This is a genomic window from Kitasatospora setae KM-6054, from assembly GCF_000269985.1.
Taxonomy (GTDB): Bacteria; Actinomycetota; Actinomycetes; order Streptomycetales; family Streptomycetaceae; genus Kitasatospora; species Kitasatospora setae.
Genome location: NC_016109.1, coordinates 2,687,614 through 2,702,508, shown reverse-complemented (window position 1 = coordinate 2,702,508; position 14,895 = coordinate 2,687,614). Strand labels below are relative to the sequence as shown.

Annotated in this window: 14 protein-coding genes; 7 read left to right on the top strand and 7 right to left on the bottom strand. The window is 76.3% G+C overall.

Translation table 11 applies throughout. From position 1 onward, the window contains the following. Positions 1-97: 97 nt before the first annotated feature. Positions 98-1,726 carry a dolichyl-phosphate-mannose--protein mannosyltransferase gene (locus KSE_RS11910; protein ID WP_231873161.1) on the top strand — a complete coding sequence of 543 codons (1,629 nt, stop codon included), beginning with the start codon at positions 98-100 and terminating at the stop codon, positions 1,724-1,726. A gap of 167 nt (positions 1,727-1,893) precedes the next feature. Beyond that, positions 1,894-2,484: a TMEM165/GDT1 family protein gene (locus KSE_RS11905; protein ID WP_014135563.1), complete on the top strand. Its 591-nt coding sequence runs from the start codon at positions 1,894-1,896 to the stop codon at positions 2,482-2,484. Between the two features lie 15 nt (positions 2,485-2,499). On the opposite strand, the gene KSE_RS11900 is transcribed toward KSE_RS11905, so the two are convergent. Next, the gene (locus KSE_RS11900) at positions 2,500-3,954 is read right to left on the bottom strand and encodes a hypothetical protein (RefSeq protein WP_014135562.1); all 1,455 of its coding nucleotides are present in this window, start codon (positions 3,952-3,954) and stop codon (positions 2,500-2,502) included. A 112-nt stretch (positions 3,955-4,066) separates the two neighbouring features. Here KSE_RS11900 and KSE_RS11895 point away from each other — a divergent pair, with 112 nt between their 5' ends. Both KSE_RS11895 and KSE_RS11890 read left to right on the top strand, forming a co-directional pair. Then, entirely contained in the window at positions 4,067-4,285 is a 219-nt protein-coding gene (locus tag KSE_RS11895; protein WP_014135561.1) for a hypothetical protein, read from the top strand. 44 nt (positions 4,286-4,329) lie between these two features. Next, the gene (locus KSE_RS11890) at positions 4,330-4,644 is read left to right on the top strand and encodes an antibiotic biosynthesis monooxygenase family protein (RefSeq protein ID WP_014135560.1); all 315 of its coding nucleotides are present in this window, start codon (positions 4,330-4,332) and stop codon (positions 4,642-4,644) included. Between the two features lie 52 nt (positions 4,645-4,696). Here the strand turns inward: KSE_RS11890 and KSE_RS11885 are convergent, their stop codons facing one another. The 6 genes from KSE_RS11885 to KSE_RS11860 form a co-directional block, all read right to left on the bottom strand. Continuing rightward, the gene (locus KSE_RS11885; RefSeq protein WP_014135559.1) at positions 4,697-5,539 is read right to left on the bottom strand and encodes an ECF transporter S component; all 843 of its coding nucleotides are present in this window, start codon (positions 5,537-5,539) and stop codon (positions 4,697-4,699) included. After that, entirely contained in the window at positions 5,536-7,152 is a 1,617-nt protein-coding gene (locus KSE_RS11880; protein ID WP_014135558.1) for an ABC transporter ATP-binding protein, read from the bottom strand. Before KSE_RS11880 ends, KSE_RS11885 begins: the two co-directional genes overlap by 4 nt. Further along, positions 7,149-8,342, bottom strand: coding sequence for an energy-coupling factor transporter transmembrane component T (locus tag KSE_RS11875; protein ID WP_014135557.1), 1,194 nt, complete (start codon positions 8,340-8,342; stop codon positions 7,149-7,151). Before KSE_RS11875 ends, KSE_RS11880 begins: the two co-directional genes overlap by 4 nt. Before the next feature lie 2 nt (positions 8,343-8,344). After that, complete coding sequence (locus tag KSE_RS11870) at positions 8,345-9,133, bottom strand: SCO2322 family protein (RefSeq protein ID WP_014135556.1); 789 nt, start codon at positions 9,131-9,133, stop codon at positions 8,345-8,347. After that, positions 9,130-10,512, bottom strand: coding sequence for a prenyltransferase/squalene oxidase repeat-containing protein (locus KSE_RS45765; RefSeq protein WP_014135555.1), 1,383 nt, complete (start codon positions 10,510-10,512; stop codon positions 9,130-9,132). The genes KSE_RS11870 and KSE_RS45765 overlap by 4 nt, the downstream gene beginning before the upstream one ends. A gap of 250 nt (positions 10,513-10,762) precedes the next feature. Continuing rightward, positions 10,763-11,437, bottom strand: a complete 675-nt coding sequence (locus KSE_RS11860) for a TetR family transcriptional regulator (RefSeq protein ID WP_014135554.1) — start codon at positions 11,435-11,437, stop codon at positions 10,763-10,765. A 264-nt stretch (positions 11,438-11,701) separates the two neighbouring features. Between KSE_RS11860 and KSE_RS11855 the strand changes: the two genes are divergently transcribed. The 3 genes from KSE_RS11855 to KSE_RS11845 are packed head-to-tail and all read left to right on the top strand — an operon-like array spanning position 11,702 to position 14,888. Continuing rightward, positions 11,702-13,021 (top strand): glycosyltransferase family 4 protein, encoded by a 1,320-nt coding sequence (locus KSE_RS11855; RefSeq protein WP_033258058.1) that lies wholly within the window; start codon positions 11,702-11,704, stop codon positions 13,019-13,021. Between the two features lie 50 nt (positions 13,022-13,071). Beyond that, on the top strand, positions 13,072-13,812 hold the full coding sequence (locus KSE_RS11850) for a class I SAM-dependent methyltransferase (RefSeq protein WP_014135552.1): 741 nt from the start codon (positions 13,072-13,074) through the stop codon (positions 13,810-13,812). Then, on the top strand, positions 13,809-14,888 hold the full coding sequence (locus KSE_RS11845; protein ID WP_014135551.1) for a prenyltransferase/squalene oxidase repeat-containing protein: 1,080 nt from the start codon (positions 13,809-13,811) through the stop codon (positions 14,886-14,888). The genes KSE_RS11850 and KSE_RS11845 overlap by 4 nt, the downstream gene beginning before the upstream one ends. The last annotated feature ends 7 nt before the right edge of the window (positions 14,889-14,895 follow it).

Sequence of the window (14,895 nt, the reverse complement as noted above, 5' to 3'; positions counted from 1 at the left end):
GTCAACCGTAACCGCGCGGCGGGCCCGGGGGAGAATGCTCCGAGCACCCCAGGCCGGGAGCCGCGGACGCCCGCGCGCGCAGGCTAGGATGCGGACAATGCGGACAAGTCGTCAACTGCGGTCGGACGGGGAGGACATGGCGCTGGCGGTGGCGGAGCGGCGGAGGCAGGACCGGGAGGTCGTGCCCCCGGCACCGGCGAAGGACAGGTACCGGTGGTGGGGGCCGCTCGCGGTCGCCCTGTTCGCCGGGGTGCTGCGGCTGTGGAACCTGGGGTACCCGCACGCCTTCGTCTTCGACGAGACGTACTACCCCAAGGACGCCTGGTCGCTGTGGGAGCAGGGCTACGAGTCTGCCTGGCCGGACAACGCCAACCAGCTGATCCTCGGCGACCCGCAGGTCATCCCGCTCAGCCACGCCGCCGCGTTCATCGCGCACCCCCCGCTCGGCAAGTGGATCATCGGCCTGGGCACCCACTTCTGGGGCCTGCACCCCTTCGGCTGGCGGATCGCCGTCGCCGTGCTCGGCACCCTCAGCGTGCTGATGGTCGCCCGGATCGGCCGCCGGCTGTTCCGCTCCACCCTGATCGGCTGCGTCGCCGGCCTGCTGCTCGCCGTCGACGGCCTGCAGTTCGTGATGAGCCGGGTCGGCCTGCTCGACGGCGTCTCCGCGTTCCTGGTGCTCGGCGCGTTCGGCGCCCTGCTGGTCGACCGCGACCGCACCCGCGACCTGCTGCGCGCCGCCCGCGCCGAGGGCGGCCTGGCCGCCGACCGGATCGGCCTCGGCCTCCGCCCCTGGCGGCTCGCCGCCGGCGTGCTGCTCGGCGCGGCCTGCGCGGTGAAGTGGACCGGCGCGCCCGTGCTGCTGGTCCTCACCGTCCTCGTCCTGCTCTGGGACCAGGCCGGACGGCGCGCCGCCGGCGCCCGGCGGGCCCGGCGCTCGACGCTCCGGCGCGACCTGTGGCCCGCCGTGCTGTCGATGCCGGTCGCCGCGCTGGCCGCCTACCTGCTGTCCTGGACCGGCTGGCTGGCCACCAGCGGCGGCTACGGCCGGCACTGGGCCGACGACCGCGCCGGGCTCTCGCCGGACAGCGTCCTCGGGATCCCGCTGCCGCAGGTGTCGATGAGCTGGGTGCCCGCGCCGCTGCGCAGCCTGTGGCACTACCACGCGGAGATCTGGGGCTTCAACACCAACCTGCACTCCCCGCACACCTACCAGTCGAACCCGTGGAGCTGGCTGGTCCAGGGCCGCCCGGTCTCGATGTACTGGGAGCAGCTCCAGCCCGGCCAGCGCGGCTGCACCGCGTCCGGCGGCTGCGCGAGCCAGATCCTCGCGCTCGGCACCCCGTTCCTCTGGTGGACGGCCTGCTTCGCGCTGGCGTACGCGCTCTACCGCTGGTTCTTCCGCCGCGACTGGCGCTCCGGCGCGCTGCTGGCCGCCGTCGCCGCCGTCTACCTGCCCTGGTTCCAGTACCAGGAGCGCACCGTCTTCTCCTTCTACATGGTCGTGCTGGTGCCGTTCCTGTGCCTGGCCGTCGCCCAGATGCTCGGCGCGATGCTCGGCCCGGCCGGCAGCACGCCGAGCCGGCGGCGCTGGGGCGCGGCCGGGGCCGGGCTGATCGTGCTGGCGATCATCGGGTGCTTCGCGTTCTTCCTGCCGCTGTACACGGCGGAGGTGATCCCGATGTCCGACTGGCACGCCCGGATGTGGTTCACCAGCTGGATCTGAGCCCCGGGGCGACCTCTTGGGCCGCGCGGGGTGTCCGCGGTGGCGTGCGCCGGAAAGGCCCGGTGCGTCCGGTAGCTTTTCCAGCGGGCCGCGGCCGTCCCGCGGTGACCGACGGGCGGTGCCGCCGAGCGGCGGCGTCCCCGACCCGGAGAGGCCCCGCGCCACCGATGAACGCCCCGACCGTCGCCGCGCTGACCTTCGGCATCGTCTTCCTCGCCGAACTCCCGGACAAGACCGCGCTGGCCAGCCTCGTCCTGGGCACCAAGTACCGGGCGGGCTACGTCTTCGCCGGCATCGCCGCCGCGTTCGCCCTCCAGGTCGGCCTCGCGCTGGTCGCCGGCGGCCTGCTCGCGCTGCTCCCGCAGCGCTGGGTCGAGGGCATCACCGGCCTGCTGTTCCTCGGCGGCGCCGCCATGCTGCTCTGGCACCAGGACGACGAGGAGGACGACGGCGCCGAAGGCCGGGAACCCGCCGACGACTCGTTCTGGAAGGTGGCCGGCACCAGCTTCGCCATCGTCGCGGTCGCCGAGTTCGGCGACCTCACCCAGATCATGACCGCCAACCTCGCCGCCAAGTACGACGACCCGGTGGCCGTCGGCCTCGGTGCCTGGCTCGCGCTCTGCGCGGTCGGCGGCCTCGCCATCGTCGGCGGGCAGAAACTGCTCCGGTACGTGCCGATGAAGGTCATCGTGCGGGTCGCCGCGCTGGCGATGCTGGTGCTGGCCGGGTGGAGCCTGTTCAAGGCAGCCACCGGCTGAACCGGCTTGGCGGGGTCAGCAGTTGTGCTTCGGCGCCGCGCTCTGCAGGGCCTCCTGGGTGGGGGCGTCGTACGTCCCGGGCTGGAAGCCGCGCAGGTTGTGGGCCTGCTTCTGGTCCTGCTGGAAGCTGCTCAGCACGCTCAGCGTCCAACTGCCGAAGCCCGGCTGGTTGGTGAGGTCGGTGCGGTTCTGGTCGAGCGGTCCGATGTTGTTGCAGTTGTAGGCCATCAGCAGGCGCTGCATCGCGACGACCTCCGGCCCGGTGTCGCCGAGCCGCAGAACCCGGCCGGGAACGAACGAGGGGGTGGGGCTGGGCGACGGCGCGGCCGCCGAGGTGCTCGGCGCCACCGCCACCGGCGCCTGGTTGGTCGGCACCGCCGGGGCCTTGCTGGTCACCGCCTGGGTCGGCCGGGCCGTGGTCCGGGTCGGCGACGGGCTCGGCTCCGCCGGGGCGGACGACGCGGCGGCCGGCGAGGTCTCGGCCGGGCTCGGCGACACCTCGGCCGGCGCGGACACCGCCGGACCGGTCGGCGCGGGCAGCGCCCGGTCGACCCCGGAGGTCGACGACGAGGACAGCAGCATCGCCAGGGTCGCGCCCAGCGCCGTCACCCCGACCGCACCGCCCGCGATCACCAGCCGGCGGCGGTCCGCGCTCTGCCGCCGCCGCTCCCGCCGGTCGGCCCGGCCGGCCTCGCCGTCCTCGCGGAAGGTGAACATGCCGAGGTCGGTCCCGGACGCGCCGCCGGGCGGCTCGTCCCCATACCCGTCTCCGGGTCCGTCCTCGTACCCGTCGAGCTGGATCAGCTGGGTCGCCTCGGTCGATCCGGCGGCGGGCACCGGCGGGTAGGCGGCGGCCGTCGGGGACGCGTACGGGGTGGCCCGGGGCAGCGGCATGGTCTGCTCGACCGGCGGCACCGCCTGGTCCGGGAACTGGCCGGGGAACTGGTCCGGCGGCGGGGTCGGTACGAAGCGGCCCGGCGCGGCTTGCGGGGGCGCCTGCCGGGGCGGGACGTGCTGGGGCGGCACGGGCGGCAGCAACTGGGTCGCGGCGGCGTCCGGGTGCGGCTGCACCGGCCCGAACGGGCTGGCGGCCTGCGGGACGCGCGGGGGACGGCCCGGCTGCGGCGGCGGGGCGCTCGGCGGGCCGGTGATCGGCTGCACCGCGGGCGGCCGGTCCGCGGACGTCGGCACCGCGACCGGGGGCACCGGAGCCGCCGGGGCCGACGGCGGGACGGGCGCGGCGGGCGGGACGTGCGGGCTGGGCGCGGGCGGCGCGATCCGGGTGGCGAACGGGTCGCCGGCCGGGTCGCCGGCCTCCACCACGGGCGTCCCGGCCACGTACGGCCGGACCAGTGGCGGGCCCTCCAGGTGCGGGAGGACCGCGGTCTCCTCGACCGGGGAGGCGGCGCCGCAGGCGCAACTGCCGGCCGTGCGTGCGGTGCCGCAGCGGGGACAGCGCTCTGCCGGCATGGGCCGGTCCTCCTCGGGTCGGAATCGAACGGGGTGATTATGCAGGAGCATTCCCCGGGGCAACAGGGACGCCCGTGACCCGGCCCGCTTCCCGTCCGGTACATGCGCTTTTATGGTCATTCGTGCCGGGCGCGGCATGCCCGCCGGCCCGGGCGGGCGCCCACTGGGACCGCTGCTCGATGACTGGCGACACCGGATCGACCAGCGCGGGGACGACTCCTCCGCGCAGATCCGAGAGGCGTGGCGCACCGGCAGCCTGTGCGGGCAGCGCGAGCGGGAGGCGCGCCGCAGGGAGACGGTCGAGCTCTTCGTAACACTCGCGGACGGGTAGAGCTGACCGGGACGGGTGGTGTGAGGTGGGGGAGGATGGGCGGCATGAGCGTAGTGAAGATCAACGTGCTGACGGTCCCGTCGGAGCAGCGGGAGGTGCTGGAGCAGCGGTTCGCGTCGCGGGCCGGGGCGGTGGAGGGGTCGGACGGGTTCGAGTGGTTCGAGCTGCTGCGGCCGGTGGAGGGGACGGACCAGTACCTGGTGTACACCCGGTGGCGGGACGAGGAGTCGTTCCGGGCCTGGATGGAGGGGCCGATGAAGCAGGCGCACCAGGGCGGCGGGGACCGGCCGCGGCCGGCGGCGAGCGGGTCCGAGGTGTGGTCGTTCGAGGTCGTGCAGCAGACCGGGCCGAAGGAGTAGCGGAGCGGGTGGCGGGGCCGGTCTCGGGGAGGCCGGCCCCGTTCGCCGTGGGTCAGCGGAAGGCGGCGCGGCGGGTGGCGCGGCGGAGGGTGCGCAGCAGGGGGCCGCCGACGCTGAGGCAGAGGACGGCGGTGAGGGCGGCGCGGGAGAGGTCCCAGCCGAGCGAGGTGGTGAGGCAGTAGACGGCGAAGCGGGTGAGGTTGGCGGGGAGCGGGTCGCCGGGGACGAAGGAGAGGGAGAGGCCGAGGCCGCTGATGTACGGCCAGCCCTGGAGGTTCATCACGGTGCCGTAGCCGACGGAGGCGGCGATGCCGTAGGCGGCCAGCAGCAGGAGTTCGGCGCGGCCGCGCAGCCGGGCGGCGCCCGGGAGGAGGCCGGCGCCGAGGCAGACCCAGCCCATGGTGAGCATCTGGAACGGCAGCCAGGGCCCGACGCCGCCGGTGAGCAGGCCGGAGGCGAACATGGCGAGCGCGCCCAGGACGAAGCCGAAGCCCGGTCCGAGGGCCCGGCCGGCCAGCACCATCAGGAAGAACATCGGCTCCAGGCCCGCGGTGCCGCCGCCGAGCGGCCGCAGGGCGGCGCCGGCCGCGGCGAGCACGCCGAGCATGGCGACGGCCTTGGCGTCGAGGCCCGGCGCGCCGGTGGCGTCGCGGCCGGCGGCGAGCTGGGCGACCGCGACGGCCAGCAGCAGCGGCATCAGCAGGGCGAACAGCCACGGCGCGTCGGCGGAGTGGCCGACCAGGTCGGAGCCCCGGGCGGCGAGCAGCGGCCAGCCGAACGCGGCGACGCCGATCGCGGAGACCAGGACGAGGAGCAGCGCGGCGCGCCGCCCGAGCGGGACGGGTCGGCCGAGGGCGGGCGGGGTGAGGGCGGGCGGGGTGAGGGGGTCGGTCATCGGGGCGGCTCGGCGGTGAGGGCCGCGAGGGCGGTGGCGGCGTCGGCGACGGTGAGGTGCGGGGGGAGGATCTTCGCGGTCTGCGGGGCGAAGGTGGGGGAGGCGAGGACGACGTCCGGGGTGGGGCCGTCGGCGACGATCTCGCCCTCGGCGAGGACGGCGGTGCGGTGGGCGAGTTCGGCGGCGAGTTCGACGTCGTGGGTGGCGAGCAGGACGGCGTGGCCGTCGTCGGCGAGCGCGCGCAGGACGGCGACTAGGCGGGCCTTGGCGGCGTAGTCCAGGCCGCGGGTGGGCTCGTCGAGCAGGACGAGCGGCGGGCGGGCGGTCAGCACGACGGCGAGCGCGAGGGTGAGGCGCTGGCCCTCGGAGAGGTCGCGGGGGTGCCGGTCGTCGGCGACGCCGGGCAGCAGGGCGGCGAGCAGGGCCCGGCAGGTGCCGGGCGCGGCGTCGGCGTCGTGGTCGGCGGCGGCGCACTCCTCGGCGACGGTCTCGGCGTACAGCAGGTCGCGCGGGTCCTGCGGGACGAGTCCGACCGAGCGGATCAGCTGCTTGGGGCGGGCCTTGTGCGGGGTGAGGCCGCCGACCCGGACGCTGCCGGAGTCGGGGGCGTGCAGGCCGACCAGGCTGCCGAGCAGGGTGGACTTGCCGGCGCCGTTGCGCCCCATCAGGGCGGTGATCTGCCCGGGGACGAGGGCGAGTTCGACGCCGCGCAGGGCCGGGACCGGGCCGCGCGAGACCACCAGCCGGCTGACCGTGGCGACCGGCGGGGCGGGCGGCGGGGACGGCCGGGGGGCGGGCGCCGGGAGCCGGTCGCGCAGTTCGGCCGCCCGGCGACGGGCGTCGCGGACGGTCAGCGGCAGCGGCGTCCAGCCCGCGAGCAGGCCCAGCTCGACCACCGGCGGCCGGACCGGCGAGCGGGCCATCAGCGCGGCCGGGTCGCCGAGCACCGGCGGCTCGCCGGGCCCGGGCAGCAGCAGCACCCGGTCGGCGTACTGGACGACCCGCTCCAGGCGGTGCTCGGACAGCAGGACGGTGGTGCCCAGGTCGTGCACCAGCCGCTGCAGGACGGCCAGCACCTCCTCGGCGGCGCCCGGGTCGAGCGCCGAGGTCGGCTCGTCCAGCACCAGCACCTTCGGGTGGACGGTCAGCACCGAGCCGATCGCCACCCGCTGGCGCTGCCCGCCGGAGAGCGCGGAGAGCGCGCGGCCGCGCAGGTCGGCCAGGCCGAGCAGGTCGAGGGTCTCCTCGACCCGGCGCCGCATCACGGCCGGGGCCAGGCCCATCGACTCCATGCCGTAGGCGAGTTCCTCCTCGACGGTGTCGGTGACGAAGTGCCCGGCCGGGTCCTGCCCGACCGTGCCGACCACGTCCGCCAGGTCGCGCGGCCGGTGGGTGCGGGTGTCCCGCCCGGCGACGGTGACCCGGCCGGTCAGGGTGCCGCCGGTGGAGTGCGGCACCAGGCCGGAGACCGTCCCCAGCAGGGTCGACTTGCCGACCCCGGACGGCCCCACCAGCAGGCACAGCTCGCCCTCCGGGACGGTCAGGTCGACGCCGGACAGGGCGGGCGCGGACGCGTCGGCGTACCGGACGCCGACCTGCTCGAAAGTGATCACCGGGTGCTCCGGGGAGAAGAGGGAGAAGAGGAGGCGGAGGGGCGCGGCCGGGGCGGCTCGGGGGTGGCGAAGGCGGGCAGCAGGCCGAGCAGCACGGCCAGCGCGGGCAGCAGCGGCAGGGTCGGCGCGACCGGCGGCACCACGCTCGGCGCCAGCGCGCCCGGCCAGCGGCCCGAGTACCAGATCAGCGCGGCCGCGACCAGCACGCCCGAAGCCGCCGTCAGCCACTCCGGCAGCGCCCACGGGTCCGGCCGGTAGCGGGTCCGCACCGAACGCCGCCCGCCCAGCACCAGGCCGCCCGCGGCCGCGCCCGCACCCGCCAGCAGCACCGGGAACGCCCACGGGTGACTGCCCGCGGTGAGCAGCCCGTACGTCGCCGAGCACACCGCCAGCAGCCCCAGCAGCGTCAGCGCCCCGGCCGTGCGCACCACCCGGCGCGGGACGGGCGCGGTCCGGCCGAAACCCCGGCTGTCCATCGCCGCGGCCAGCGCCACCGAACGCTCCAACGCGCCCTCCAGCACCGGCAGTCCGACCGACAGCACGGCCCGCACGCCCCGGTCGGTCCGGCCGCGCAGCCGACGCGCCGCCCGCAGCCGTCGGACGTCCTCCACCAGGTTCGGCGCGAAGGTCATCGCCACCACCACCGCCACGCCCGCCTCGTACAGCGCGCCCGGCAGCGAGCGCAGCAGCCGCGACGGCGAGGCCAGCGCGTTCGCCGCCCCCACGCAGGCCAGCAGCACCGCCAGCCGCAGGCCCTCGTACAGCGCGAACAGCACCCCCTCCAGCGTCACCGCGCCGCCCAGCCGGACGCCCTGCGCCCAGGCGGGGAGCGGGACCTGGGGCAGCGTGAACAGCACGTGGGTGCCGCCGACGGGCGAGCCCAGCAGCACCGCCAGCACCATCCGGGCAGCCAGCACCAGCAGGCCCAGCCGGAGGAACGCCGCGTACGAGCGCGACCAGGGGGCGTCGCCCCGGCGCGCCGCGACCACGTAGCCCGCGACCGCCAGGATCAGCAGCAGGAGCAGCGGATTGGTGGTCCGGCTGGCCGCCGCGGCCAGGCCCAGCGACCACAGCCACCACGCCCCCGGATGCAACTGCCGGGGCAGCGCGCGACTGTGCGCGGCCGCCGAACGGCCCTGCGCGGCAGGGGAGTCGGCGACCGGGTCGCGGGACAGGCGGTGGACGGACACGGTCAGCGGGCGCGGCGGCGACGGGCCTGCCAGACCGCGCCCGCGCCCAGCAGGACCACCGCGCCGACCCCGGCGAACAGCCCGAGGTCCGGGCCGCCGTCACCCGAACCGCCACCGCCACTGCCGCCGGCGGCCTTCGCGCCGGCACCGGCCGCGACCTGCTCGCCGCAACCCGCGTGCGGGTAGCCGGAGATCGCGCACAGCATCGCGCCCGAGTCGTAGCGCAGCGGCGCGGCCACTGCGGCCAGCACCTCGGCGGAGTTCGCCGCCGTCGGCACCGAGGCGCACAACGAGCGGGCGGCGGGCGGCTGTTCACCGCTCGGGGCGTCCTGCGCGGTGCCGAAGTCCAGCACCACGGCGACCCGCTTGTGCCCGCCGGCGGCCGCCGTGCCGCCGCACACCGCCGCGAAGTCCGGCGCCGGGCCGGGACGCGGCGTGTCCTGCCCGCCGTCCGGGCTCAGCACGAACCGCCAGCCGTCCACCGCCCCGTCCGCCGGCACGTTCCCGGCCGGCCCGACCTGCTGGTACGCCCAGCCGTCCGGACCGCCCTTCCAGAACGACCAGTACCGGTAGTCGGCCGCGGAGGAGGCTCCGGCTGCGGGGCCGAGGAGGGTCGTGCAGGCGGCGAGCAGGGAGAGGAGCAGGGTTCCCGCCACGGCGGGGCGTCGGCGTGGCGCGCGGGTGGGGCCGAGGAGGGTCGTGCGGGCGGCGAGCAGGGAGAGGGGCAGGGCGGCGGGGCGGGTGGACGGAAGTGGGGTTCCTGTGCCGGCCGGGCGGTGGCGGGGGGTCATCGGTCCTGCTCCGGCTGGTCGTCCTCGGCGGCGGGAGGGGTGGCCGGGGTGGTCGGGGCGGTCTTGTGGCGGCGGCGGTTGAGGCTGAGGAGGAGGCCGGCGCCGATGCCGGCGAGGAGGCCGACGCCGATCAGCCAGCCGGCCGAGAAGCCGCTGTTCTCGTCGGGTTCGGTGATCGCGGCGCCGGGGGCGCGGGTGGCCTGCGGGTCGCCGGCGGCGGGGGCGGACTTCGGCTTGGGGCCGGAGTCGAGCAGCAGCTGGACGAGGTTGGCGCCGCCGAAGTTGTACGGGTCGAGCTTGGCGGCGCGGGCGGTCAGCACCAGGGTGGCGGTGGCGGCCGGGTCGGTGCCGTTCTTGCCCTGGGCGGCCCACGGGTAGGCGTTGCCGGCCAGCCAGTCGGCGGCGCCGGCGGCTTCGGCGGGGTGGCCGGAGGCGACCAGGCCGAGGACGGTCCAGGCGGTGGAGTTGTAGTCGGGGGTGGTGGTGTCGGCGCCGGGGGTGGTGGCGACCAGGTGCTGGCCGCCGGCCGCGAGGCGGCCGGTCAGCCAGGCGGCGTCGGCCTCGGCGGAGTCGGCGGGCGCGACCGGTCCGGTGTTCTGGCCGGCGGCGCAGGCGAGGGCCTTGGGCGGGGTGTCCTTGCGGTCGGTGGTGGTGACCGGGAGGTGTCCGCCGGCGGCGGCCAGCAGGGCCTGCGCGGAGGCGATGGTGTTGGCGCCGGCCGGGACGCCCTCGGCGGGCTGGTAGAGGAACGCGCCGCGCTGGTCGGCGGCGTTCGCGCAGCCGAGCTGGAAGGAGGCCAGGCCGTCCCGCCCGGAGTGGCCGCCGGCGCTGACCGTGGCCGGGTCGAGGCCGGCCGCGAGCAGGCCGTTCAGCACCACGGCGGTGGAGTTGGCGTCGCCGGGCGCGCCCGGGTTGTACGCCCAGCTGCCGTCCTGGTTCTGCTGGGCGCGCAGCCAGTCGGTGCCGCGGGTGACGGGCTGCTGGTGGCCGCCGAGCGCGGTGAGCGCCTGGACGGCCAGCGAGGTGGCGTTGGTGTCCTCGGTGGCGGGGGTGCACGGGGTGCCCTCGGCCCGGTACGACGGCCAGCCGCCGTCCTCGCACTGCTGGCCGAGCAGCCACTGCACGGCGGCGTCGGCGGGCTCGACCTTCTCCTGCCGGAGCGCGATCAGCGCCAGCGACTGCCGCCACACCCCGTCGTACTGCGGGTCGCCCTTGCCGTACAGCCCGGCCGGCACGCCCGGGGACGGCGAGGCGGACGACGAGGCGGACGACGCAGCGGGGGAGGGGGAGGCGGTGTCGGCGAGCGCGGGCGCGGCGGCCGCGCCGGCCAGCAGGGCGGCGGCGAGCGCGGTGGCGCCGAGGCGGGCGGTGGTCGGCATGGGGGAGGGGAAGCCTTTCGGTGAGCGGTCGCAGCGGGCCGGGGCGCACCCCGGGTTTTCGCCCGTAGACCCACGACGGATGAGGGCCGCTCGCCCCCGGCCGGGCAGTCCGACTGCGCCGCGCCCCGGCGGTGCGGGGGCGGCTCACGGTTGCGGGTCAGCGCCGGAATCGCACCGGCTTCCCCCGGCCTCGGAGGCGGTTGTGAAGTTGTCGCGCGCCCCGGTCGGGCCGGGCCGCGCCCCCAAGACTCTAGCCCTCGGCGCGGCCGGCCCCGGCCGCAGGTGGTGGAACGGGTTCCAGTTCCGGCCGCTCGGCGGGGCCCGGCCCGGCGGGGGCGAGCAGCCGGGCGGCGGTGTGCAGGTCGGCCCGGACCTCGGCCAGCGAGGCCCGCCCGGAGAGCCAGGCCAGCAAGGTGGCGTGCCAGGTGTGGCCGACCACCCGCAGCGCCGCCTGCTGTTCGGCGGTGGGCGGTCCGGGCAGTCGGGCGGCGGCCAGCACGATGGCGCCGGTCGCCTGGGCGACCTCGTCCACCTCGCTGCCCACCGAGCGGTCCGCGAAGGACAGCGCCCGCACCATCGCCTCCGCCAGTCGGGGTTCGCGCTGCAGCGCGCGGAAGGCGTCGGCGAGCGCCTCGGCGACTCGGGCGGCCGGGTCGGGGCCGGTCGGCGGGTGCCGCCGGACCTGCTCGTGCAGGCGCTCCAACTGTTCGCGCATCACCGCGACCAGCAGGTGCACCTTGGACGGGAAGTACCGGTACAGGGTGCCGAGCGCGACCCGCGCGCCGTCCGCGACCTCGCGCATCTGCACCGCCTCGTACCCGCCGCGGGCGGCCAGCGCGGTGGCCGCCCGCAGGATGCCGCGGCGGCGCTCGGCCTGGCGCGGCGTCAGCGGCCCGCCGGCGGCGCCGGCGGCGGGGGCGGTCACGGGCACTCCAACGGGCACTCCAGGGGCGCGGGCGCGGGGCGGTCGAGGGGGACGGGGCGGTCGGGGAGCGGTGGCGGCGCGGCGTGGTGCGAATCACCCGCCGGGGCTCCTGACCACAAGCTACGGGCCGGTAATCTTCGAGGTCCCTCGTTGTTCACTTTCTCCAACGACGAGCCCGCACCGCTGTGAAACGTGATCTACTTTACCGGTCGGCGGCCGCTGTCCGCCGCCGGTCCCGGTGAGTAGCCGAGAAGGGGACTGGGGATGACCGCTGTGTCGCCGCCACCGCTGCGGATCGCCCTGCTGTCGTACCGCGGCGACCCGTTCTGCGGAGGCCAGGGCGTGTACGTGCGCCACCTGTCGCGCGAACTGGCCCGCCTCGGCCACCACGTCGACGTGATCGGCGCCCAGCCGTACCCGGTGCTCGACGAGGTCGAGGGGCCCGGCTCGGTCCGGCTGGTCGAACTGCCCAGCCTCGACCTGTACCGCGCCGACGACCCGTTCCGGACCCCCGCCGCCGCCGAGTTCCGCGGCCCGGTGGACCTGCTGGAGTACGCGGTGATGCGCACCGGCGGCTTCCCCGAGCCGCTGACCTTCTCGCTGCGCGCCCGGGCCTTCCTGGCCCGGCACAAGGGCCGCTACGACGTCGTCCACGACAACCAGACGCTCGGCTACGGCCTGCTCGGCCTGGCCCGGCACGGCTTCCCGCTGGTCACCACCGTGCACCACCCGGTCACCGTGGACCGGAAGTTGGAGCTCGACGCGGCCCGCACCCGGCTGGAGCGGATCGGCAAGCGCCGCTGGTACGCCTTCACTCGGATGCAGCGCCGGGTCGCCGCCCGGCTGGAGCACGTCATCACCGTCTCGGAGAGCTCGAAGACCGAGATCGCCGAGCAGTTGGGCGCCGCCCCGGGCGCCGTCTCGGTCGTCCCGATCGGCGCCGACACCCGGCTCTGGTCGCCGTCCGACGCCGTCGCCCGGATCCCCGGCCGGATCGTCACCACCTCCAGCGCCGACGTCCCGCTCAAGGGCCTGGTGCACCTGGTCGAGGCGCTCGCCAAGGTCCGCACCGAGCGGGACGCCCACCTGGTCGTGGTCGGCAAGCCGCAGAAGGAGGACGGCCCGGTCGCCGACGCGGTCCGCCGGTTCGGCCTGGAGGCGCACATCGAGTTCCGCACCGGCCTGACCGACGCCGCACTCGTCGACCTGTACCGCTCCGCCGAGGCCGCCTGCGTCCCCTCGCTGTACGAGGGCTTCTCGCTGCCCGCCGCCGAGGCGATGGCCACCGCCACCCCGCTGGTCGCCACCACCGGCGGCGCCATCCCCGAGGTCGCCGGACCCGACGGCGAGACCTGCCTGGCCGTCCCGCCCGGCGACGCCGACGCGCTGGCCGCCGCCCTCGGCCGGCTGCTGGACGACCCCGCGCTGCGCGGACGGCTCGGCGCCGCCGGACGCGCACGCGTCCTGGCCCGGTTCACCTGGGCCCGGGCCGCCGAACTCACCGCCGAACGCTACCGGGCCGCGATCGCCACCGGCGCCGGCGCCGCCGCCCGCTCCGGCCCCGGCTGGCGCTACGTCGGCTGACGCGCCGTCAACCCCGCAGTACCACCCCCTCCGCGAATGGGAGCCCCGCAGTGCTGACCGTCGACTTCTCCCGCTTCCCGCTCGCCCCCGGCGACCGGGTGCTCGACCTGGGCTGCGGCGGCGGCCGGCACGCGTTCGAGTGCTACCGGCGCGGCGCCAACGTGGTCGCCCTCGACCGGAACGCCGAGGAGATCGCCGAGGTCCGCAGGTGGTTCGCCGCCATGGAACAGGCCGGCGAGGCCCCCGCCGGGGCCAGCGCCACCGCGATGGAGGGCGACGCGCTCAACCTGCCCTTCGACGACGACACCTTCGACAAGATCATCATCTCCGAGGTGATGGAGCACATCCCCGACGACAAGGGCGTGCTCGCCGAGATGGTCCGCGTCCTCAAGCCCGGCGGGCTGCTCGCCGTCACCGTGCCCCGCTACCTGCCGGAGAAGATCTGCTGGGCGCTCTCCGACGAGTACCACGAGGTCGAGGGCGGCCACATCCGGATCTACAAGGGCGACGAACTCGTCGACAAGGTCCGCGAAGCCGGCCTCACCCCGTACGGCAGCCACCACGCGCACGCCCTGCACTCCCCGTACTGGTGGATCAAGTGCGCGGTCGGCGTGAACAACGACAAGGCGCTGCCGGTCCGCGCCTACCACCAGCTGCTGGTCTGGGACATCGTCGGCACCCCGGTCATCTCCACCCTCACCAAGGCCGCCGAGAAGGCCCTCAACCCCGTCCTCGGCAAGTCCTTCGTGGTCTACGCGAGCAAGCCCCAGCGGCCCGGGGCCGGCGCGTGACGGCCGCCGTCCCCGCCGCCCTGCTGCTCGACGGCGTCCTGGACGCCGCGCAGGCCGCCGACACCGTCCGCTCGATCCTCGCCCACCAGCAGCCCGACGGCGCCATCCCCTGGTTCCACGGCGGCCACCTCGACCCCTGGGACCACACCGAGGCCGCGATGGCCCTCGACACCGCCGGCGAACACGCCGCCGCCGAAGCCGCCTACCGCTGGCTCGCCGACCGGCAGAACCCCGACGGCTCCTGGTACGCCGCCTACGCCTACGGGCAGCCCGGCACCGCCGACGGCACCGCCACCGACCTGGCCCGCGAGACCAACTTCTGCGCGTACGTCGCCGTCGGCGCCTGGCACCACCACCTCGCCACCGGCGACGACCGCTTCCTCGAACGGATCTGGCCCACCGTCAGCCGCGCCCTCGACCACACCGTCCGGCTCAGCCTGCCCGGCGGCGCGATCGCCTGGCGCCAGGACGAGAACGGCGCGGCCGCCGAGGACGCCCTGCTCACCGGCTCCTGCTCGATCCTGCACGCCCTGCGCTGCGGACTCGCCGTCGCCGACCATCTCGACCGGCCGCAACCCGACTGGGAACTCGCCACCGGACGCCTCCGGCACGCCATCGCCCGCCACCCCGAGCGGTTCCTCGACAAGGACCGCTACTCCATGGACTGGTACTACCCCGTCCTCGGCACCGCCCTGCGCGGCGACGCCGCCACCCGCCGCCTCGACGCCGACTGGGACCGCTTCGTCGTCCCCGGCCTCGGCGTCCGCTGCGTCAGCGACCGGCCCTGGGTCACCGGCGGCGAGAGCGCCGAACTCGCCCTCGCCCTCTGGGCCGCCGGCCAGTCCGACCGGGCCGTCGAGATCCTCCGCTGGATCCAGCACCTCCGCCACCACGACGGCTCCTACTGGACCGGCTACGTCTACGAGGACCACGCGATCTGGCCCGAGGAACGCACCACCTGGACCGCCGGCGCCCTCCTCCTCGCCGTCGCCGCCCTCGGCGGCGACCACGCCACGGTCAGCGTCTTCGGCGGCGAGGAACTGCCGGGCGGACTGGCGGCGGACGACTGCTGCTAGTACTCCA